Here is a 20,507-nt window from a genome sequence, read left to right as displayed (position 1 = left end):
ACTTATTGCCGGATAAAACAGAGAAAACTAAAGATTTCCGTTCGGGCTTTGTGGCTGTGGTCGGGCGTCCCAATGCCGGAAAATCCACCCTGCTGAATACTTTGGTCGGGCAAAAAGTATTGATTATCTCCGAAAAGCCGCAAACTACCCGGAACAGGATTCAATGCATATTGACGGAAGAACGGGGGCAAATTGTTTTTATCGATACGCCGGGAATTCATAAGCCCAAACACCAGTTGGGCCAATATATGGTCAATACGGCCAAAGGCTCTTTGAGGGGAACAGATTTGATCATCTATGTTGTGGATGCTTCCGTGCCGTTTGGGACAGGTGACGAATATGTTTTGAATATGGTTAAAGAAAGCGGGATTCCGTCTATCCTGGCCTTAAACAAAATTGACCTGTTAAGCAAAGAGGAAATATTGAGCAAAATTATTGAATTCAGCCAACAGGCTGATTTTAAAGAAGTTGTTCCTATTTCTGCCCTGCAGGGAGAAAACACCAAGAAATTGACTGATCTGATTTTCCCGAATTTACTGCCCGGACCGATGTATTATCCGGAAGACCATATCATAGACCAGCCGGAAAGGTTTGTCGTGGCCGAGCTGATCAGGGAGAAGCTTTTGAAGTTAACCAGAGAGGAAGTGCCGCATTCGGCTGCCGTTATTGTGGAAAAAATGGAAGAGCAAAAGGCACTCCTGAAAATCAGCGCAGTGATTCTTGTGGAGAGAGAATCCCAGAAAGGCATTGTGATCGGTAAAAACGGCGCTATGCTGAAGGAGGTTGGCCGCCAGGCCAGGGAAGAGATAGAGGCTTTACTGGACAATAAGGTATTTTTGGAACTGTGGGTTAAAGTTCGCAAGGATTGGCGAAACCAGCAAAACATTCTCAGAGAATTTGGATATGATTCGACAAAAAGCTAGATAGGATTCAATGATTGGATAGTGTGACAAACCATGATCAAGTGTGGAAAGGATGAAGCAGTAATGAACTTGGGCGGAAAAATAGACCATACCCTCCTGAAACCGGATGCTTCGGAAAAAGATATTGTCAGTCTTTGTCATGAGGCAGTCAAACACCATTTCGTCGGGGTCTGTGTCAATCCTTCATATATCTGTACGGCGGCCCGTTTGCTCCACGGAACAAACATCATCCCTGTGACTGTGGTGGGGTTTCCCCTGGGGGCGGTGCTGACGGAAACCAAAGTTCAGGAAATCCTGGTTGCCAAGGCCTTTGGCGCCCGGGAAGTAGATGTGGTGATGAATATCGGTATGGCCAAATCCCGGCAGTGGGATGAGCTAAGTCGTGACATCAATAGAACGGTCGAAGCTGCCCATGCCTGCGGGCTGGGGATTAAGATCATTATTGAGACGGGCCTGTTAAACCAGGAGGAAAAGAAAAAAGCCGCTGAAATTGTCCGGGACAGCGGGGCGGATTTCATCAAAACATCGACCGGATTTTTTGGCGGAGCAACTGCGGAGGATGTCAGAAGTCTGCGCAAATGGGCGGGGCCTCTGGTGAAGATTAAAGCTTCCGGGGGAATAAAAACAAGAGAAGCTGCCTTGGAACTGTTGGAGGCCGGCGCCGACCGTCTGGGTACAAGCTCAGGTCTGGCCATCGTCACCGTTGACCAATAAGCAGCACGGGAAGGTGGAAAAGTGGCGTTCTATCATGCGGATGCCATCGTGATCCGCACCAGGGAATATGGAGAGGCAGATAAGCTGCTGACCTTGTTTGCAAGGGAAAAAGGAAAATTGGAGGTCATTGCCAAGGGGGCCCGTAAACCGGCCAGTAAGCAAAGAGGAGGAACCCAGCTTTTTACTTATGCCGATTTCCTTATCTATAAAGGGAAAACGTTGGATCTGATCAACCAGGTCCACCCCAAAGAAAGCTTCGGACATATTTGGAAAGATTTTGACCGTAATATTGCTGGGACAGCTATGGCCGAGCTTCTGGATGCGGCAACAATCAGAGAACAGCCGGAACCGCAGGTATTTGTTCTTTTCTTGAGTTTTTTGTTCTTACTGGAGGGGATTGATCCCTATTTGGCCCAGGCGGCCTTTTCCCTCAGGTTGATGAGGCTGCTCGGATATCTGCCGGATATAGGGGCCTGTCTGGACTGCGGGGAAAGCAGTCCGGAGAAACAGTATGTTTTAGATGCGGAAACAGGCGGTATCCTCTGTCTTCCCTGTCTGGGCACCAGGCAGGGGAGCGGGCTGGGAGCGGGAAGCCTGGCCCTTATGCGGCAGCTGTTGAAAACCGATTTGGAAAAACTCGACAGGCTGAGATGGAACAGTAAAATGAAGGAAGAAGTCTTGCAGGGACTGTGCTTTTATTGTGAAGGCCGGTTTGGACGCAGGCTTAAAGCCTGGCGGCAGGGTCGCCAGCTGCGCAATGATTGACAGCGGCAGGTGAAAAGGAATATAATATTTCACAATCAATGGAAATGGCTATGATTTCAAAGTTGTGAAGTGAACCATTTGAAGTGAATCAGGGATTTTGTATTTTGTTCTGTCATGATAGGATAAAACTTGTTTGGTGGCCGATAGAGAATCCGGGATGGTGGAAGCCGGATGGCGGACTGGCAAGGGGGCGGCCTGGAGCAGATGAAGTACCTGTTAAAGAGGGTTTGACAACCAAGCAGGGTGGAACCGCGGGAGTATTTCTCGTCCCTGCAGCATGATTGCTGCACGGGCGGGTTTTTTATTTATTGCTTGAGAGGAGAAATTGCCGTGAAATTTCAGGATATGATTCTGGTCTTAAATCAGTTTTGGGGGGAGCAGGGCTGTATCATTGCTCAACCTTATGATGTGGAAAAAGGAGCGGGAACGATGAATCCGGCCACCTTTTTGAGAGCGCTGGGTCCGGAACCCTGGAATGTAGCTTATGTAGAGCCTTCCAGAAGACCGACTGACGGCAGATACGGAGAAAACCCCAACCGTCTCCAACATTATTTCCAATATCAGGTGATTTTGAAGCCCTCTCCGGACAATGTCCAGGAGCTTTATCTGGAAAGCCTGGAGCGGTTAGGGATCAATTCCGCAGAGCATGATATTCGTTTTGTTGAGGACAATTGGGAATCGCCCACACTGGGAGCATGGGGTCTTGGCTGGGAAGTCTGGCTTGACGGTATGGAGGTCACCCAGTTCACCTATTTCCAGCAGTGCGGGGGGATTGACTGCAAGCCGGTCAGTGCTGAAATAACCTACGGTCTGGAAAGACTGGCAACATTTATTCAAGGCAAAGACAGTGTATTTGAGATCGAATGGGTAGGGGACACGACATACGGAGACATCTACCTGCAAAATGAAAAAGACTATTCCCGCTATAATTTCGAAGTGGCGGATATCGAAGCCCTGAGATTGTGGTTCGATATGTATGAAAGAGAAGCCAAAAGAGTCGTTGAAAACGGTCTGGTTATCCCTGCGTATGACTATGTCCTGAAATGCTCGCATACGTTTAACCTGCTGGAAGCCAGGGGGGCAATCAGTGTGACCGAGAGAACGGGGTATATCGCCAGGGTTCGTACTTTGGCCAGACTCTGTGCCCAGGCTTATGTGGAACAGAGGGAACAATTGGGCTTCCCGATGCTGAAACAGGAAGGGGAGAAATAAAGAAATGGCTAAAAACTTTCTTTTGGAGATCGGTATGGAAGAAATGCCGGCAAAGTTTGCTCCGGGGGTACTTTCTCAGCTGGAGAACAATGCCCGCAAAAAGCTGGACGAACTCCGGATTGTCTGTAAAGAGATCAAGGGATATGGAACACCGCGCCGCCTGGCCCTTCTTCTCTCCGGTCTGGCCGACAGGCAGGAGGACGTCTGTGAGGAAGTCAAAGGCCCTGCTCAGAAAGCGGCCTATGACAGCGAGGGCAGCCCGACTAAAGCTGTTCAGGGATTTGCCAGGGGCCAGGGAGTAAGGCTGGAGGATCTTTTTGTGCAAGAATGGAACGGGGTTCCTTATGTGTATGCACGAAAAACACTCAAAGGTGAAGAAATCATCAACATCCTGCCCCAGTTTTGCCTGGATATGATCACCGGTCTAAGCTTCCCTAAGCCCATGCGTTGGGGAGATCATGAGGTCAGGTTCGCCCGGCCTATCCGCTGGCTGGCTGCCTTATGTGATAAGGAGATTGTTCCTTTTCGTTATGCCGGCCTGCAATCAGGAAGACTTTCCAGAGGACACAGAACCTTGGGAAACTCCATCGTCCTGTCCCAAGCCTCCAATTATTTAGAGGATTTGGAAAACGTCTTTGTCTTAGGAGACCAGGAGAAGCGCAAAAGGGTCATCTGGGAACAGGTGGTTTCTCTGGCGGCCGCTGTAGGAGGATATGTTGAGGAGGATGAAGGTCTTCTCAGTGAAATCACCCACCTCGTGGAATATCCGACGGCTCTGATCGGGGAAGTTGATCTGAACTATATGATGATGCCTGAAGAGGTGATCATTACCCCGATGAAAGAACACCAGCGCTATTTTCCGGTGCGGTCCAAAGAAGGCAAGCTTCTGCCCTACTTTATTACCGTGCGCAACGGAGACAGCACTGCTCTGGACAAGGTCAAAGACGGGAACAAAAAAGTTCTTAAAGCGCGTTTAGAGGATGCCGCTTTTTATTACAGGGAAGATCTGAAGGTTCCGCTGGAGGTTCAGGGCGCCAAGCTGGAGAAGGTGATTTATCATGATAAACTGGGAACAGTGGCACAAAGAGTAGAAAGAATAGTTGAGCTTTCCGGGATTGTGGCTGAAAAAATGGCGCTGAGCACTGAGGAGAAAGAGCTGGTCAAACGTACGGCGCGATTAGCCAAGGCCGACCTTGTTACCCACATGGTTTATGATTTTCCTGAACTGCAGGGAATCATGGGGGCCTATTACGCCAAAAGCAATGGGGAGAGCCCTGAGGTGGTATGCGGGATCAAAGAGCACTACCTGCCCCGCTTTACAGGAGACAGCCTGCCCGTTTCCTATACCGGCAGAGCAGTCAGTATCGCAGATAAGCTGGACGCAATTGTCGGTGCTTTTGGCTGCGGAATCCAGCCGACAGGTTCACAGGACCCCTATGCCCTGAGGAGACAGGCTCTGGGTGTTGTCAGCATGTTGAAAGAGGACCGGCATAATCTTTCTTTAAGAGATCTGATCAAGGCTTCCGATGAAATCTTTGCCGGACAAGGGCTGGCGCTCGAATCTTTCACCAAAATACAGCCCCTGCTTGAGGATTTTTTTGCGCAGAGGCTGCGCTTTATCTTCCAGGAGGAAGGTCTCCGCTATGATACGGTTGAGGCTGTTATGGCCCAGGGCTGCGCTTTTCCCTACAGCGTGGAGAAAAAGGCCAGAGTTCTTTCCAGGAAAAGGGAGGAAGAAGGTTTTACTTCCTATGTCAATGCTTATGTACGCTGTGTCAATTTAAGCAAAAAAACGGATGGGGGAGAATGGAGTATTGATGATCTTGCCGACCGTTTTGAGCTGGAATTAGCCAGCCAGTTGTTTGAAACAGTCCCGCAGGTGGCTCAGGCCGTACAGGAAAATGATTTTGAACTGGCTTATCAGAAAGCGGCGAAAATTGTGCCTCATATTGAAAAGCTCTTTGATTCAGTAATGATCATGGTTGAAGAAGAAAACCTCCGCCGGGCCCGCCTTGGTCTTTTGGGCCAATGCGTGGAAGTCCTGAGCTGCCTGGGAGAGCTGAGCGTACTGGTCTAGAGAAGGCATGGATCAGAGCGGCCAAACTAGGGATTGTAGTTTGGCCGTTTTTTTATTGTTTGCTTGAGAAGGGCTGTTCACAGCAGAGGTCTTTTCTTGTTTTCTTGTTTTTCAGGGATTGATAGCTGTACTTTGTCCAAATAATATGTTATAAATATGATAAATGTGACATATTATATGTGATTATTAGGAATAATTTGATAACACAATTCAGTGGTCCGTCATATAATTGTCAAAGGAAGATCATGATCTTCGGGAAAGAGAGGATAATGGGATGAAGCTGACGGAACGTCAGGAGAAGATTGTCAATCTGGTCAAGGAATCAAGCCCCATGACGAGTGAGCAGATTGCCGGCCAGCTTAATCTGACCAGGGCGACGTTGAGGCCCGATCTGGCAATTTTGACCATGACGGGTGTCCTGGATGCCCGGCCGAGAGTAGGATATTTTTATAAAGATGACAGTATGCGTTCCTCAATCAGAGAACGGATGCGTTATTTGCGTGTGGGCGATTTTAAATCTGTTGCTTCCTCTGTCAAAGAGAGCATTACAATTTACGATGCTGTCGTCGCGATGTTTACAAATAATGTCGGCAGTTTGATTGTTGTCGGTCAAGAGAGGGAACTTAGAGGGATGGTTTCGCGCAAAGATATTCTCAAAGCTTCTCTCGGTAAAACAGAATTGCAGCAAGTACCGATCAGTGTGATCATGACCCGTATGCCCAATATCATTATGGCTTATTCGGACGAATCGGTAATGGAGGCGGCGCACAAGCTTGTGCGGCACCAGATTGATTCTTTGCCGGTCGTAGACATTCTCATTGATGAGACAGGGAATGAACGGTGCGATGTGGTGGGCAGGTTTACCAAAACAAATGTGGCGAATCTGTTCGTTGAATTGGGCTATTGAGCGGCAAATCTTAAAAAGAGTGATGATGGAAGAGAGGTAGAAATCTGTGTCTAACCAGACCCCGGTGATTTTTGTGATTTCCGATGCTTTGGGTGAAACCGCTGAATTTGTGAGCAGAGCGGCTGTCGCCCAGTTTAACGGAATTAAAGCGCGAATCAGACGTATCTCCTATGTTCAGGATGAGATGCATATTGATGAGGTTATCGCGGAAGCAATGGAGGAGAGGTCTATTCTCGTCTATACTTTAGTCCTGAATAACCTCAGGGTATACATAGATAAATGCGCCCGTGAAAAAGGACTGGTGGCGATAGATATTCTCAGTCCTCTTATTAATGCCCTTGCGGAGCAAACGGGTCTGCTGCCCAAAAATGTTCCCAACATTATTCACCGTTTGGATGAGCAATACTTTAAAAAGATTGAAGCGGTTGAATTTGCCGTCAAATACGATGACGGGAAGGACCCCAGGGGAGTCCTTTTTGCCGATGTCGTCCTGATCGGAGTGTCACGGACATCAAAGACCCCTTTAAGCATGTATTTGGCCCATAAAGGAATGAAGACAGCCAATATCCCCATGGTGCCGGAAGTGAATCCGCCCAGAGAATTGTTCCTGGCTCAGCCTAAAAAGGTCTTTGGTCTTGTTTTGAGCCCTGAAAAGCTTAATCACATCCGCAGTGAAAGACTGAAGGCTATGGGATTAGGGCCTACGGCCGACTATGCTAATGTTGACAGGATCATTGAGGAACTGAAATATGCCGAGCAAATCATGAAGAAAATCGGATGCACGGTTATCGATACAACCAATAAAGCTGTTGAGGAAACAGCCAGTATTATCATGCAGAAGGTGTACAAAGGAGAATAGAGATGACGGGGATAAAGTATGTTTATCTGTTTAAAGAAGGCAAAGCAGAGATGAGGGACCTTTTGGGAGGCAAAGGGGCCAATCTGGCTGAAATGACCAATATCGGACTTCATGTTCCCCAGGGATTCACCATCACAACCGAGGCTTGCCGTGAATATTACCGGACCGGCGAAAAACTCCCTGACGGATTATGGGAGGAAATTCAGCCGGCCATTGCCGAAGTGGAAAAACAAAGCGGCAAAAAGTTTGGGGACAGTACGGCTCCTCTTTTGGTTTCGGTGCGTTCCGGAGCCAAAATTTCCATGCCGGGAATGATGGACACTATTCTTAATCTTGGTTTGAATGACGAAACGGTTCAGGGGTTGGCAAAAGCAACCGGCAATGAAAGATTCGCTTATGACTGCTACCGCCGTTTTGTTCAGATGTTTGGCGATGTTGTCCTGGGCGTGGAAGGCTACAAATTCGAGCAGATGATTCATCAAGCCAAAGAGGATCAGGCCCGGGAAAAAGGGGGAAGTGTTTATTTTGATTCTGATTTATCCGCAGCAAGCCTGAAAAAGCTTGTCAGTCAATTTAAAAAACTGATTGAGGCAGAGACCGGCAAGGCTTTTCCCGATGATCCGCGTCAACAGCTTCAGGAGGCGATTATTGCGGTATTTCGTTCCTGGAATACCAACAGAGCCATATTTTATCGCAGAACCAATCATATCCCTGATCATATCGGAACGGCTGTCAATGTGCAATCCATGGTTTTCGGCAATATGGGTGAAGATTCCGGAACGGGGGTTGCCTTTACCCGCAATCCATCAACCGGAGAAAAAAAATTGTATGGTGAATATTTAATGAATGCTCAGGGCGAGGATGTCGTAGCCGGGATTCGTACTCCGTTGCCCATCAGCAGCCTTGCTGGTGAACATCCGGAACTCTATGGCCAGTTTGAAGAAATCGCCGTCAATTTGGAAAAGCATTACCGCGATATGCAGGATATCGAGTTCACCATCGAAAAAGGCGAGCTCTATATTCTTCAAACCAGAAACGGCAAATGTACGGCAGCGGCCTCGATTAAAATCGCTGTTGATCTTGTCTCTGAGGGATTGATCACCAAAGAAGAGGCTGTGCGGAAAATTGACCCGCACCAGCTGGACAAATTGCTGCACCGCAGGATTGATGAGGGAGCCAAGCTGAAGATTATCGCAAAGGGGCTTCCGGCATCACCTGGAGCTGCTTCCGGAAAGATTGTTTTTGAAGCGGATATCGCCGAAAAGCTGGGCAATGCCGGGGAAAAGGTCATCTTGGTCCGGACGGAAACGACCCCTGACGATATTCACGGGGTACTTGCCGCCCAGGGAATCCTGACCAGCAGAGGCGGGATGACCAGCCATGCCGCCGTAGTGGCCAGGCATATGGGCAAACCGGCCGTATGCGGCTGTGAGGCTTTAAGAATAGATTACAACAGTAGAAAAATCACGATTGAGAATCAGGAATATACGGAGAATGATGTCATTTCTATCGACGGAGGGACAGGCCATGTGATTCAGGGCCTGGTTCCAATGCGGGATCCCGAGTTGAGCGGAGAATTTCAGACTATCCTGAAATGGGCTGATGAGCTGCGGACAATGCAGGTCATGGCCAATGCCGATAATCCAGTCGACGCGGCCAAAGCAAGAGAATATGGGGCTGAGGGTATCGGACTCTGCCGTACTGAGCATATGTTTATGGACCCGGTCAGGATACCGATCGTTCAAAGAATGATCCTGGCCCAGACAGTTGAGGAAAGAGAGGAAGAATTAGCTCATCTTCAACCAATGCAGGAAGAAGATTTCTACGGCATCCTCAAAGCCATGCATGGTTTGCCGGTGACGATCCGCCTCCTCGATCCTCCTCTTCATGAATTTTTACCCAACAGCGAAGATCTGATCACAGAGATAGCTGAATTGCGCTTATCTGATCAGGAGGACAGGGAGGCCCGGCAAAAGCTTTATGACAAAGAATCCTTGCTCAAAAAGGTCAGAGCGCTTCATGAAATGAACCCTATGCTCGGGCACAGGGGCTGCCGACTCGGCATCACCTATCCGGAGATATACGCTATGCAGTGCAGGGCGATCTTTCAGGCTGCGGCACGTCTTGTGAAGGAAGGCTATATAATTTATCCCCAGATCAAGATCCCTCTGGTGATTCATTATAAGGAGCTGGAGATTCTCCGTCAGATGATCAATAAAATAGCAACTGAAATATGTTTGGAACAGGGCGTTCTTATCGCATACAAGGTCGGAACCATGATCGAGATGCCGCGCGCCGCCCTGACTGCTGATAAAATAGCGCAATTCGCCGATTTCTTTTCCTTTGGCACCAATGACCTTACCCAGACGGTTTTCGGATTTTCCCGTGATGATGCGGAAGGGAAGTTTCTGCCTCACTATATGAGCAGCGGAATACTGGAAAATAATCCTTTTGCGGTGCTTGACCGTGACGGGGTGGGTAAGATCATGAGAATTTGTGCTGAACTGGCTAAAAGCACAAATCCTGAATTGAAAATCGGTATCTGCGGCGAGCATGGCGGAGATCCTTCATCGATAGATTTCTGTCAGGAAATCAACCTCAACTATGTATCCTGTTCCCCGTTCAGAGTACCGATTGCTAGGCTGAGCGCGGCCCAAGCAGCGCTGAAGGGTTAGTAAGCGTTGGGGCAATTGTAGATGCATGGCGTAAACGCCTTGCGGCGTAACGAATTGAGCGAATTTTAATATCACATAAACAGGGTGCTCGCAGATGGGAATTTGATTGTTGGCACCCTGTTTTTTGATAAAAACCGTCCTTTTGAATGGTTCGGAATCAGAAAAACATGCATTATGGAACACTTTTCAGGTTTGAATTATGGAACACAATTTTTACATGGGAAAATGGGAATTGGCCTATTTGTAGGCATTGCTACAGTTTAATCGTGAATTCTTTTTCCGGAAAAAATAAGATTGCTCTGCTTGCAGCCATTATTTTATAATTTGTTTGGTTCTATGCTATATTGTTAACAGAAAACGCATTAAATATGTATATAAAACGTGATACAATGCATATGATGATACAGGAGGTGAGCAATATGGCTAAATCGGAAACACTGCACATTCGGGTTGAAGCTGCCGTTAAAGCTGGTGTTGAAGCTACGCTTAAAACATTAGGTCTTTCGACTACTGAAGCTATAAATATATTTCTTCATCAGGTTATTCTTGCGGGTGGGCTGCCCTTTGAGGTTAAGAATCCTCAGTACAACGCTGAAACACTTGCCGCTATGCAGGAAGCGCGGGATATTATAGCTGGAAAAGTCCCGACAAAAAGTTATGGCACAGTAGCAGAACTGATGGAGGACTTGAACAGCGATGATGAAGATTAACAGAACATCTCGCTTCAAGAAGGAATACAGGCAAATGATGAAGCGGGGCTATGATTCCAAGCTGTTTGAGTATGTGGTTGGAGAACTAGCAAATGGTAGGCCATTGGCAGAAAAATATAATGACCACGCCTTGAAAGGCAGCTTTGAAGGATTTCGAGAGTGTCATATTCAACCGGATTGGCTACTGATTTATATTGTCGAAAATGATGTTTTGATGCTCACTCTTACCAGGACATATACCATAGAGCGTACACGTGAGGAATCTTTAGATTTAATGCTTGCCGATATTGAAAAATATTGTTCATTCGTTATTTCTGCCGTAATCGGAGATTTTGGTGAAGAGATTTCGTCGACATATACCTTTGCCGTATTTATATCAGCGCCGCTTGAAACGCGTATTGAACGCATAAAACAACGAGCTTATGGGCAGCATGGAGAACGCATCCGTGAAGGAGGTGATATGTACGAGCAACACTTGAAGTTTGTTGATTTTGTAGCATCACGTTCTCTATTAAGAATTGAAGAATGGGCAGAGACTCTCGTATGTCCTGTAATACATGTAGATGGCACAAAATCCATTTCTGAAAACACTAAAATGGTTGTCGAGAAATATTTACATATTTTATCCGTTGATAATGAATAGTTCTTCATCTTTAGTCTCGGCAATGTTCTGAATTTCCGTTATGGCATAAGGTGCTCCATAATGTGAAAAATGAGATTGTTGGTATTTGATAGCAGCGGTCCAAGCAGCGATTAGCAAGTAAGACCTATCTGTTGGACAGAAAGCTATATAAGGGTATTATCGCTTGCCAGTTTAAGGGATAATACCCTTTATTAACGTGTCAAAACATTTTATTGAATTGTAACGACAAAAGCGTTACAATATTATCAGGAGATGATTAACATGGAAAAAACGACGACTTTAAATTTAAGAGTCAACCCTGACGTGAAAAGAAGTGCGGAGGAAGTCCTTTCCCAGCTTGGCATACCTATGTCTACAGCGATAGATATTTATCTGAAGCAGATTTCCATGACCGGAGGCATACCTTTTGCTGTGACGCTACCGAAAGTTCCGGCTTCTGTCAACACCGATTTGATGACAACGGATGAAATTCATGCGAAGTTAAAGGAAGGATATAACGATATCGAAAAAGGTAAAGTACAGGATGCGACTGCTGCCTTTATGAAATTTCGCAAGACGCACGCATGAAGCAATATAAGGTTCAGATAACTGACAGCGCGCTTACCGATATGGAGGAAATTTATAATTACATCGCAGAACAGCTACAGGCACCGGAAACGGCTATTGGCCAGTATAACAGAATAGCTGACGCAATTGAAGCGCTTGATACCTTTCCGGAACGTGTAAAGTTAATGGAGTCAGAAGAAGAATATGCGCTGAAAATCAGGTAAATGCCAGTTGATAACTTTTCGGTATTCTTTCATATCAGAGAAGAACGAGTAATCGTTACAAATTTTTTATACAGCGCCAGTGACATAACCAAGCGGTTATGTGACTTATAAAGAAAGTAAAATGAGACACAAAAAATGTCCCATAATGGGATAGGTCGTTTTTGTAAGCTGCTGCCCAGGCGGCGCTGAAAGCAAAGTAAGCATAATAATCCTTCTTGGGGCGAAAAAATTTCCACCAAATAGGAAAAAATATTATCAAAGTGTTCCATAATGTGTAAAAAAACGCGATTGGTCTATTTTGATAGCATTATACCCAGGTGGGCGTTAAAAGGTTAGTAAGCGTTGGGTTGAGTGTAGGATATGTGACCTAAAAGGCTTGTACTGCAACGGTTTGAGAAAAAATTAATATCACAAGTTTAGGGTGCTGGCAGTTGGAGTTTTGGCTGCCAGCATTCTGTTTTTTGATAATAAACGTCCTTTTGAATGATTTGGAAGCAGAAAAACATGCATTATGGCACACTTTTTATGGTTGAATTATGGAACTTGATTTTTCCATAAAGCAGCATATACTATTAATGTAAGGAAATCATTGAATTCTTGGAAGGCGGTTTATATTATGGAGTTAGCGAAAATCACATCAAAGGGACAAATAACGATACCTATCCAAATCAGGAAAATGCTGAATCTTAAAGACGGAGATAAAGTTGTTTTTATGACTGAAGGCGGCAGGGTTATCATGGAGAACCCAACAAGGCTTGCAGTAAAAGAAGCACAGGAGGCTTTTGAGGGATTAGCAGAAGAATTGGGGCTGAAATCTGAAGATGATGTGATTAATCTTGTCAAAGAGGTAAGAAAAGAGTTGTGGGAGAAGAAACATGCGGATAATGATTGACACAAATGTTCTCTTGTCGGCTCTCGTGTTTAGAAGTACAAAAATAGCAGGTTTGATTGAGGATATCGCAGACAAGCATACATTGGTCCTGTGTTCGTATGTAATTGAAGAAGCCAATGCCGTTATTACAAGAAAATCGTCAACGTATAAAGCAGTGTTAGATGCTTTTTTATTAAAATGTCATTTGAAATGGCGTATACTCCTACGGATATGTCAACGGCGCCAGAAATAAGAGATGAAAAGGATAGGCCTGTGCTTCTTTCAGCGATCACTGCCGATGTGGATGTCCTGATAACAGGAGATAAGGACTTTACCGGGATAGGTATAGACCGTCCTGAAATACTTACGCCGACGGAGTTCTTGGATAAATATCATACTTGTTGAAGCAATACATCCGCGTGGAGAATTTTATAAGCATATATAGGATAAGGAGGTCGTGAACATGATAAAGAGTGAATTTGAAAAAAAGCTGAAAACCATTCCTGAGGTCGAACCGGATGCTGAAGATTTAGAACTTTTGAAGATAGCTGGACAAACAGAATACAACGGAAAAATATCCTTGCGTGTTCCGAAATCTCTTCATAAAGAGCTTGTCGAGGACGCTAAAAAAGAGGGCATTTCACTGAACCAGTTTATTCTTTACAAGCTGGCAAAATAAAAGTGTCCCATAATGCGATAGGTCTATTTTGTTCGTTGCCGCCCAGGCGGCGTTGAAAGGTTAAGCTTAATAATTAAACGGGGTAATACATTTGTATTGCCCTGTTTTTTTATTTTGTTCGATCGAATTACCGTAAATTGTAATCCCAAATAAGAATTTTGCAATTTTAAAAAACAAGTTGTAATCCATTTTAAAGCATTATATGCCTGAAGTCAGGCATCGATGTACTCTATAAAGAGAAGGTAAGTTATGGAGATTAATATTGAAATGACATCATCCTGCAAAATTGCTTATATAAGAAAAACCGGTCCTTACGGTTCAGATAATGTGCAGATAATGGAGCAATTAAAAAGTTGGGCCAGCGAAAAAAATTTACTTAATGAAAGTTCAATTATATTGGGAATAGTCCAGGATAACCCTCAATTCACAGAACCTAAGGATTGTCGATATGATACGTGTTTAGTCGTCTCGGATGAATTTGAGGTTAATAAGTATGTTGATTTTGGAAAAATTGCTGGTGGAAAATATTGCGTATTTAAAATAAGCCATACGGTAGATGCTATGCAAAAAGCATGGATGGAGATATTTTCGGAGTTATCAAAAAGAAATTATGAATTTGATGATAAGAGACCTATTCTAGAGCGCTACACAATGCAAATGATAAATAAACATTGCTGTGAAATCTGCGTGCCAATATTAGATAGAAGCCTTTGGCGTACCTCTTGATTTTACTTACGACTGACAGCCTTGAAAAAAGAATGATGACCAAATATTTGTTTATAGATCATAGTTCCCGCTTGCCTCAGGCTGATAAAGGATTTTTTCTACCCTTAATTGGACGGTTCCCGCGGGAACTTTCCAGTCAATCACATCACCTTCTCGAAACCCAAGTATGGCCGTTCCGATAGGAGCGAGTACGGAAATTTTATTCTCACTCAATTTGGCATCTTCAGGATAGACCAGGGTATAAATGGTTTCTTCTCCCAAGGCCAAATCCTTTAAAAGAACCTTTGAGTTCATTGTTATGGATTCATGTGGTATTTCTTCTGAGGATACGATATTTGCCCGGTTCAGCTCCTGTTCAAGATCTCTCAGAGGTTCTTTGTTTCTTCCGGTTCCGAATTCTTTCTCTCTTTCAATCAGTTTAAGAATGCGTTCGCGGTCTTTAAAAGTAATCTCAATTGTCCTAGCCATTTTTACGTCCTTTCTTTCATATAAATATAGAGCGACTATCGTACTTCACATAGCCGCTGTGTGTAAACTGTTTAATTCATGATAGGTTTCTCAGGGAAACCTTTCTTTTTCACTGATTATAGATTATTCCTGTATACAAGTAAATCCCTAACGAGATCAAATAGGATCAATAAAAAAGGGAATAAGCTTGAATTGGGTTACACATTATGATACGATTTCAAGAGAAAATCTTATATTTTAAAGTTTTATAGGGTTCCGCAGTTCCAAGGAGAAGAACTGGCCTGGACCAAGATAAAACGCATAGCTGGATCTATGTACACGGAAGGATAAAAGCCTGGGAGATATTGTAAAGTATCTTCCGGGCTACTTATTTTTAGTGGATTTAAAAGGAGTGGATCAGATGAAATGGGTACTATTAATCACAGCGGGGCTTTTGGAAGTAGCTTGGGCTATAGGCTTGAAATATTCTCAAGGCTTTACAAAGCTCCTGCCGAGTATCTTTACCGTAATGGGGATGATCGCAAGCATTTATTTCTTATCATTAGCACTAAGGGACCTTCCATTAGGAACAGCTTATGCGATCTGGACAGGAATCGGTGCGGTTGGCACTGTAATATTGGGGATAATTTTATTCAAAGAACCGGCTGAACTCATCAGGTTAATTTGTATTGGATTTATACTGATCGGAATTATAGGATTGAAAATATCATCTGCTCATTAATTCATTTGCCTTTTTAAAAGTGTTCCATAATGGGTAAGGATTGGTCTGCTTCGAATTATCGTTTGACGTTCTTATTTTTTAAATGATTAAAGGAAAAAAACAATATGTATGGAATACTTTCAGGGAAAATAATATCAGAAATAATGTGAAAATTAATCATAAAAATCAGGAGCAGGAAAAAGGCAGCAACAGCTGAGGAATAAAAGGATTGCAAGAAAAAGGCAGAGGATGTCCAATGAAAATGAATCTGAAGATCAGACAACGTACGGAGGCCGAGGAATATGAAAGATTATCCGCGTTTGCGGCTAAAAGTGACCGGGCAAGGCGCGAACGTGAGGAGCAGGAATGCGAGATCAGAACCAAATTTCAGCGTGACAGGGACAGAATTCTGCATAGCAAGCCCTTTCGTCGTCTAAAACATAAGACACAGGTCTACATTGCTCCCCGGGGAGACCATTATAGAACCAGGATGACCCACAGCTTAGAGGTGTCCCAGATTTGCCGGACGATTGGAAGAGGGCTAAGGCTCAATGAAGATTTAATAGAGGCAATCGCCATTGGCCATGATGTCGGACATACCCCCTTCGGTCATGTCGGGGAAGAGGTTCTGGCGAGAATAATCGGACATTTTGAACATAATGAACAGTCGATAAGAGTATTTAAAGTGCTTACAGGCCAGGGACAAGGCTTGAACCTGACGAATGAAGTGCTGGATGGTATTCTGCATCACACAGGCAAAGGAACACCGGCAACTCTGGAAGGTCAAATTGTACGGATCGGAGATCGCATCGCATATCTCTGCCATGATTTTGATGATGCGTTGAGGGCCGGGATAATCTACCCGGGAGATATGCCGGAGGAAGTACGGGAAATCCTGGGCGGTCATACCAGTGAGATGATTACAACAATGGTCACTGATATGATTGCGTTTTCAGAAGGCCAAAACCAAATTTGCCAGTCGAAAGAAGTTCAGTCCGCCATGCAAAGATTTCGCACCTTTATGTTTGAGAAAGTTTATTTAGCTGATCATCTGAGTGAAGAACGCAGTAAAGGCAGCCTTATCGTAGAAATTCTTTATGATTATTATTTAAAGCATCCGCAAATACTGCCGAATAATTATCTGCAATGGGCCAACGGAGACTTGCAGACGGCTGTGGTTGATTATATTTCCGGTCTGACTGATAATTATGCGATCAGTACATTTAAGCAAATATTTATCCCCAAAGGATAATTGTAAACACGAATCATACAAATTTTTAACATTAGAAGCAGGATTTTTAAATAATTTATCGAAAATGATAAAGCACTGTCAAATATCTAATGAAATTTAAGATTAATTTAAGAGACTCCACCTAAAAAGGGCGAATTACTGTGGACAACAGAATTTCCGAAGATTTTATTGAGGAAGTGCGCCAACGGGCGGACATTGTAGAGGTTATTTCAGAATATGTGGTCTTGAAACGTGCGGGCAAGAACTACCAAGGACTTTGTCCGTTTCATTCTGAAAAGACACCGAGTTTTAATGTCAATCCCGAGCGCCAAATGTTTTATTGTTTCGGTTGTCATACAGGCGGCAATGTATTTTCTTTTCTCATGAAGAAAAATAATCTGCCCTTTCTTGAAGCTTTGCAGGAGGTCGCAAGAAGGGTTGGAATGGAGCTTCCGGAGAGAGAACTTTCCCCGGAAGAACGGAAAAAAGAAAGCATGCGCCTCCGTTGGCAGGAGATTCACGAGCTTAGTGCCGGATATTTTCAGAAAATGCTTGAGGAAAGACCGGAGGGGGAACGGGGCAGGAGATATTTTGACGGCCGGAACATCGACCGGGACACAATGAGGAAATTTCGTCTTGGCTACACTGCCGACAGCTGGGATGGCTTGATCAATGAGATGGCTAAACACGGGATTACTCCCGGTGAACTTTCAGAAGCTGGACTGTCTGTGAAAAAAGATAATGGTGATGGCAGGATCAGCTTTTATGATCGTTTTAGAGGACGGGTCATCTTTCCCATTCTGGATGTGCACGGAAAACCCATTGGTTTTGGGGGCAGGGTTTTAGATGATTCACTCCCTAAATATCTGAACTCGCCTGAGACTCAGTTTTTTCACAAAGGTCGTAATTTGTATGGAATCCAAACCGCTTCCAGAGGGATAAGGGAGGCAGGGTATTCTGTACTGCTTGAAGGATACATGGATGTGATTGCGGTCCAGAAAGTAGGACTATTCAATGCTGTGGCTTCTTTAGGAACGGCATTGACCAGGGACCAAGCCAGAATTCTGAAAAGATATTCTTCAAGGGTAATCCTTTGTTATGATTCTGACGAAGCAGGTGTTCAGGCAGCATTCAGAGCGGGTGAGATCTTAATTAATGAAGGGCTGAATGTGCAGGTTCTTAAGCTTAAGGGGGCCAAAGATCCGGATGAGTATCTCCAGGGACACAGCAAGGAAGAATTTTTGCAGGAGCTGCAAAAGAGCCTTTCTTATATTGAATTTAAATATGAGATGCTTGTCGCAGATGCTGTTCCGGAGACGATTACGGCAAAGGCGGAATTGATCAGAAGAATGGCTCCCGATATCCTCCGTATAAAAAGCGCAGCAGAAAGAGAGGGATATGCCAGATTTCTCAGTTTAGAGCTTGGTCTTACTTTAGAGGCAGTAAAAGAAGAAATCGGCGGGATTGACCAGAAAAGATTAGAAAATAAAGGATACCAAGAAATTTTTTCTCAAAAACAGGATATTTCTCCTCATATCAGTAATACTATATCTGTGGCGACAAATCAATTCATTGAAAATACGATTGCCAACGGTGCTTACAGGGCCGAACAAATCTTGTTAAGACTGGTGCTTAATGACCCCGATGTTAAGAATAAAGTGCAGGAAGAACTGGGAAATGAATTTTGGTGCTTGGAAGAACATAAATATATTTTTGAAGCGGTCCCAGCCAATCTAAATGTACCTGCAGCAAACGAAGACTTATACGCACTGGTACAAAAGCGTTTGGCCGAACTATATGAGCTGAATATTGATATAGAGAAAGCAGAGTTCTTATTAAAGGACTGCATTAATGCAATTTGTGAATCTCAAAATAAAAAACAGATCCAGGATTTACAGGTAAAGATGATTCATCTGGAGAATTACGGTGATGCCGCCGGTGCGCTGGCAGTTCTCCGGGAAATACAGGAGCGGTTAAAAAGTGGCGAAAAATAACGTCAAGAAACAAGATATTCGTTCGAATTACCCGACGGAAGGGGGGAATTCGTTGCACGCTGAAGATCATAAAAGAGAATGTGTTGCACATCTCATTGAATTAGGGAAAACCAAGGGAAACCTTACCTATGACGAGATCGCTAATGCCCTTCAAAAGATTGATTTATCCGAGGAACAAATTGAAGAAGTGTATGATCAAATCAGTACACTTGGTATTGATGTTATCGATGAACATTCTGAAGGTGAGACAGACATTGTCATAGACAAGGAAACAGAAAAACTGGCTGAAGAAATTTCGGAAGAAACAGATATTGATCTTTCTATTCCTGAAGGAGTGGGGATTGACGATCCTGTCCGTATGTATCTGAAAGAGATAGGAAGAGTCCCCCTGCTCACGGCAGAAGAAGAAATTGAACTTGCCAAAAGCATGGAAGCAGGGGATGAGATGGCTAAGCGTCGCCTTGCGGAAGCCAACCTGCGCCTGGTTGTCAGCATAGCCAAACGTTATGTAGGCAGAGGGATGTTATTTTTGGATTTAATTCAGGAGGGGAATTTAGGTCTGATTAAAGCTGTGGAAAAATTTGACTTTCGCAAAGGATTCAAATTCAGCACATATGCTACATGGTGGATCAGACAGGCGATCACCCGGGCAATCGCCGATCAGGCGAGGACCATTCGCATTCCCGTTCATATGGTAGAAACGATCAATAAGCTGATCAGGGTGAACAGACAGCTTTTACAAGAGCTGGGCCGGGACCCTACCCCGGAAGAAACAGCCAAAGTTATGGATATACCGGAAGAAAGGGTTCGCGAAATCATGAAGATTGCCCAGGAACCGGTATCTCTTGAAACACCGATTGGTGAAGAAGAGGACTCCCATCTCGGCGATTTTATCCCGGATGAAGATGCTCCGGCACCTTCGGAAGCAGCATCCTTCCTCCTGTTAAAGGAACAATTGGAAGAGGTTCTCGAAACACTGACTTCCAGAGAAGAAAAAGTGTTGCGTTTAAGATTTGGATTGGATGACGGGAGAACCAGAACCTTGGAGGAAGTAGGTCAGGAATTCGGAGTAACCCGGGAAAGAATAAGACAGATTGAGGCCAAAGCGCTGCGCAAACTTCGTCATCCCAGCCGCAGTAAAAAGCTCAAGGATTATCTGGATTAAGGTCAGGAAAATCTTATAAAAATCTTATATAAAACAGGAAAACCTTTTTAAAATCAAACCAGTTTCAGTATTTATTATTTTCTTATCTTTTCTCAAGGCCTAGTGATGATTTGTCCTGCAAATTAAAGATAGATTGCTAAAAAAGAGTTGCACCGGGCTGAAAAGTTCCCGGTGCAATGTGTTATACACCAGGGCAGAGAAACCCGATGATATCTACAGAGCTTCAGACTGGCGTTAGAAGAACTCAAGGCTGCTGGATTACAATAAACGTAATTTCAGTAAAGGCGGGGAGCATAATGAGCGAAGCCATACTGCGGACAAATGAGCTGCCAAAAGCGATGGCAATACGGTTGCGCTGGAAAATGGTGATCATGAGATTGTTTTTCTAATATGCGGAATTATCCGGATTAAAGGAGAA

General features: G+C 44.5%; 21 protein-coding genes and 1 riboswitch. Of the genes, 20 read left to right on the top strand and 1 reads right to left on the bottom strand.

Annotated elements, in window-relative coordinates:
• The first annotated feature begins 5 nt into the window (after positions 1-5).
• The 16 genes from era to SGLY_RS12080 all read left to right on the top strand — a co-directional run bounded on the left by era (position 6) and on the right by SGLY_RS12080 (position 14,531).
• Positions 6-923 (top strand): GTPase Era, encoded by a 918-nt coding sequence (gene era / locus SGLY_RS12160; RefSeq protein ID WP_013625571.1) that lies wholly within the window; start codon positions 6-8, stop codon positions 921-923.
• Positions 924-986: 63 nt separating this feature from the next.
• Complete coding sequence (deoC, locus tag SGLY_RS12155; RefSeq protein WP_013625570.1) at positions 987-1,637, top strand: deoxyribose-phosphate aldolase; 651 nt, start codon at positions 987-989, stop codon at positions 1,635-1,637.
• 21 nt (positions 1,638-1,658) lie between these two features.
• Positions 1,659-2,402, top strand: coding sequence for a DNA repair protein RecO (gene recO / locus SGLY_RS12150; protein WP_013625569.1), 744 nt, complete (start codon positions 1,659-1,661; stop codon positions 2,400-2,402).
• A 330-nt stretch (positions 2,403-2,732) separates the two neighbouring features.
• Positions 2,733-3,614 (top strand): glycine--tRNA ligase subunit alpha, encoded by an 882-nt coding sequence (gene glyQ, locus SGLY_RS12145; RefSeq protein ID WP_013625568.1) that lies wholly within the window; start codon positions 2,733-2,735, stop codon positions 3,612-3,614.
• 4 nt (positions 3,615-3,618) lie between these two features.
• On the top strand, positions 3,619-5,691 hold the full coding sequence (glyS, locus tag SGLY_RS12140) for a glycine--tRNA ligase subunit beta (RefSeq protein WP_013625567.1): 2,073 nt from the start codon (positions 3,619-3,621) through the stop codon (positions 5,689-5,691).
• Positions 5,692-5,965: 274 nt separating this feature from the next.
• Positions 5,966-6,598: a transcriptional regulator CcpN gene (gene ccpN, locus SGLY_RS12135; protein WP_013625566.1), complete on the top strand. Its 633-nt coding sequence runs from the start codon at positions 5,966-5,968 to the stop codon at positions 6,596-6,598.
• 46 nt (positions 6,599-6,644) lie between these two features.
• Positions 6,645-7,457 (top strand): pyruvate, water dikinase regulatory protein, encoded by an 813-nt coding sequence (locus SGLY_RS12130; protein WP_013625565.1) that lies wholly within the window; start codon positions 6,645-6,647, stop codon positions 7,455-7,457.
• Between the two features lie 2 nt (positions 7,458-7,459).
• Positions 7,460-10,132 (top strand): pyruvate, phosphate dikinase, encoded by a 2,673-nt coding sequence (gene ppdK, locus SGLY_RS12125; protein ID WP_013625564.1) that lies wholly within the window; start codon positions 7,460-7,462, stop codon positions 10,130-10,132.
• Between the two features lie 419 nt (positions 10,133-10,551).
• The gene (locus tag SGLY_RS12120) at positions 10,552-10,842 is read left to right on the top strand and encodes a type II toxin-antitoxin system RelB/DinJ family antitoxin (protein ID WP_013625563.1); all 291 of its coding nucleotides are present in this window, start codon (positions 10,552-10,554) and stop codon (positions 10,840-10,842) included.
• Positions 10,829-11,485 carry a type II toxin-antitoxin system mRNA interferase toxin, RelE/StbE family gene (locus tag SGLY_RS18575; RefSeq protein WP_013625562.1) on the top strand — a complete coding sequence of 219 codons (657 nt, stop codon included), beginning with the start codon at positions 10,829-10,831 and terminating at the stop codon, positions 11,483-11,485. Before SGLY_RS12120 ends, SGLY_RS18575 begins: the two co-directional genes overlap by 14 nt.
• A gap of 261 nt (positions 11,486-11,746) precedes the next feature.
• Positions 11,747-12,052, top strand: coding sequence for a type II toxin-antitoxin system RelB/DinJ family antitoxin (locus tag SGLY_RS12105; protein WP_013625561.1), 306 nt, complete (start codon positions 11,747-11,749; stop codon positions 12,050-12,052).
• A complete protein-coding gene (locus tag SGLY_RS12100) occupies positions 12,049-12,255 on the top strand; it encodes a type II toxin-antitoxin system RelE/ParE family toxin (protein WP_345786551.1) in 207 nt (68 codons plus the stop codon). Before SGLY_RS12105 ends, SGLY_RS12100 begins: the two co-directional genes overlap by 4 nt.
• Positions 12,256-12,871: 616 nt before the next feature.
• Entirely contained in the window at positions 12,872-13,147 is a 276-nt protein-coding gene (locus SGLY_RS12095) for an AbrB/MazE/SpoVT family DNA-binding domain-containing protein (protein ID WP_013625560.1), read from the top strand.
• 177 nt (positions 13,148-13,324) lie between these two features.
• Positions 13,325-13,531, top strand: a complete 207-nt coding sequence (locus SGLY_RS18440) for a hypothetical protein (protein WP_242822950.1) — start codon at positions 13,325-13,327, stop codon at positions 13,529-13,531.
• A gap of 58 nt (positions 13,532-13,589) precedes the next feature.
• Positions 13,590-13,805, top strand: a complete 216-nt coding sequence (locus SGLY_RS12085) for a toxin-antitoxin system HicB family antitoxin (protein WP_013625559.1) — start codon at positions 13,590-13,592, stop codon at positions 13,803-13,805.
• Positions 13,806-14,054: 249 nt separating this feature from the next.
• Positions 14,055-14,531: an AraC family transcriptional regulator gene (locus SGLY_RS12080; protein WP_013625558.1), complete on the top strand. Its 477-nt coding sequence runs from the start codon at positions 14,055-14,057 to the stop codon at positions 14,529-14,531.
• A 51-nt stretch (positions 14,532-14,582) separates the two neighbouring features.
• Here SGLY_RS12080 and rnk read toward each other — a convergent pair whose 3' ends face one another.
• Positions 14,583-14,999, bottom strand: coding sequence for a nucleoside diphosphate kinase regulator (gene rnk / locus SGLY_RS12075; protein ID WP_013625557.1), 417 nt, complete (start codon positions 14,997-14,999; stop codon positions 14,583-14,585).
• 236 nt (positions 15,000-15,235) lie between these two features.
• A riboswitch (guanidine-I (ykkC/yxkD leader) is annotated at positions 15,236-15,342 on the top strand.
• A gap of 57 nt (positions 15,343-15,399) precedes the next feature.
• Here rnk and sugE point away from each other — a divergent pair.
• The 4 genes from sugE (at position 15,400) to rpoD (ending at position 20,089) form a co-directional block, all read left to right on the top strand.
• Positions 15,400-15,720 (top strand): quaternary ammonium compound efflux SMR transporter SugE, encoded by a 321-nt coding sequence (sugE, locus tag SGLY_RS12070; protein ID WP_013625556.1) that lies wholly within the window; start codon positions 15,400-15,402, stop codon positions 15,718-15,720.
• Between the two features lie 241 nt (positions 15,721-15,961).
• Entirely contained in the window at positions 15,962-16,951 is a 990-nt protein-coding gene (locus SGLY_RS12065) for a deoxyguanosinetriphosphate triphosphohydrolase (RefSeq protein ID WP_041445386.1), read from the top strand.
• Positions 16,952-17,091: 140 nt separating this feature from the next.
• On the top strand, positions 17,092-18,924 hold the full coding sequence (dnaG, locus tag SGLY_RS12060; protein ID WP_013625554.1) for a DNA primase: 1,833 nt from the start codon (positions 17,092-17,094) through the stop codon (positions 18,922-18,924).
• Positions 18,911-20,089 (top strand): RNA polymerase sigma factor RpoD, encoded by a 1,179-nt coding sequence (rpoD, locus tag SGLY_RS12055; protein ID WP_013625553.1) that lies wholly within the window; start codon positions 18,911-18,913, stop codon positions 20,087-20,089. The genes dnaG and rpoD overlap by 14 nt, the downstream gene beginning before the upstream one ends.
• Positions 20,090-20,507: the final 418 nt, after the last annotated feature.

The organism is Syntrophobotulus glycolicus DSM 8271, assembly GCF_000190635.1.
Lineage (GTDB): Bacteria > Bacillota > Desulfitobacteriia > Desulfitobacteriales > Syntrophobotulaceae > Syntrophobotulus > Syntrophobotulus glycolicus.
Note: the sequence above shows the minus strand (reverse complement) of the source record. Positions and strands in the feature narration are given on the sequence as shown.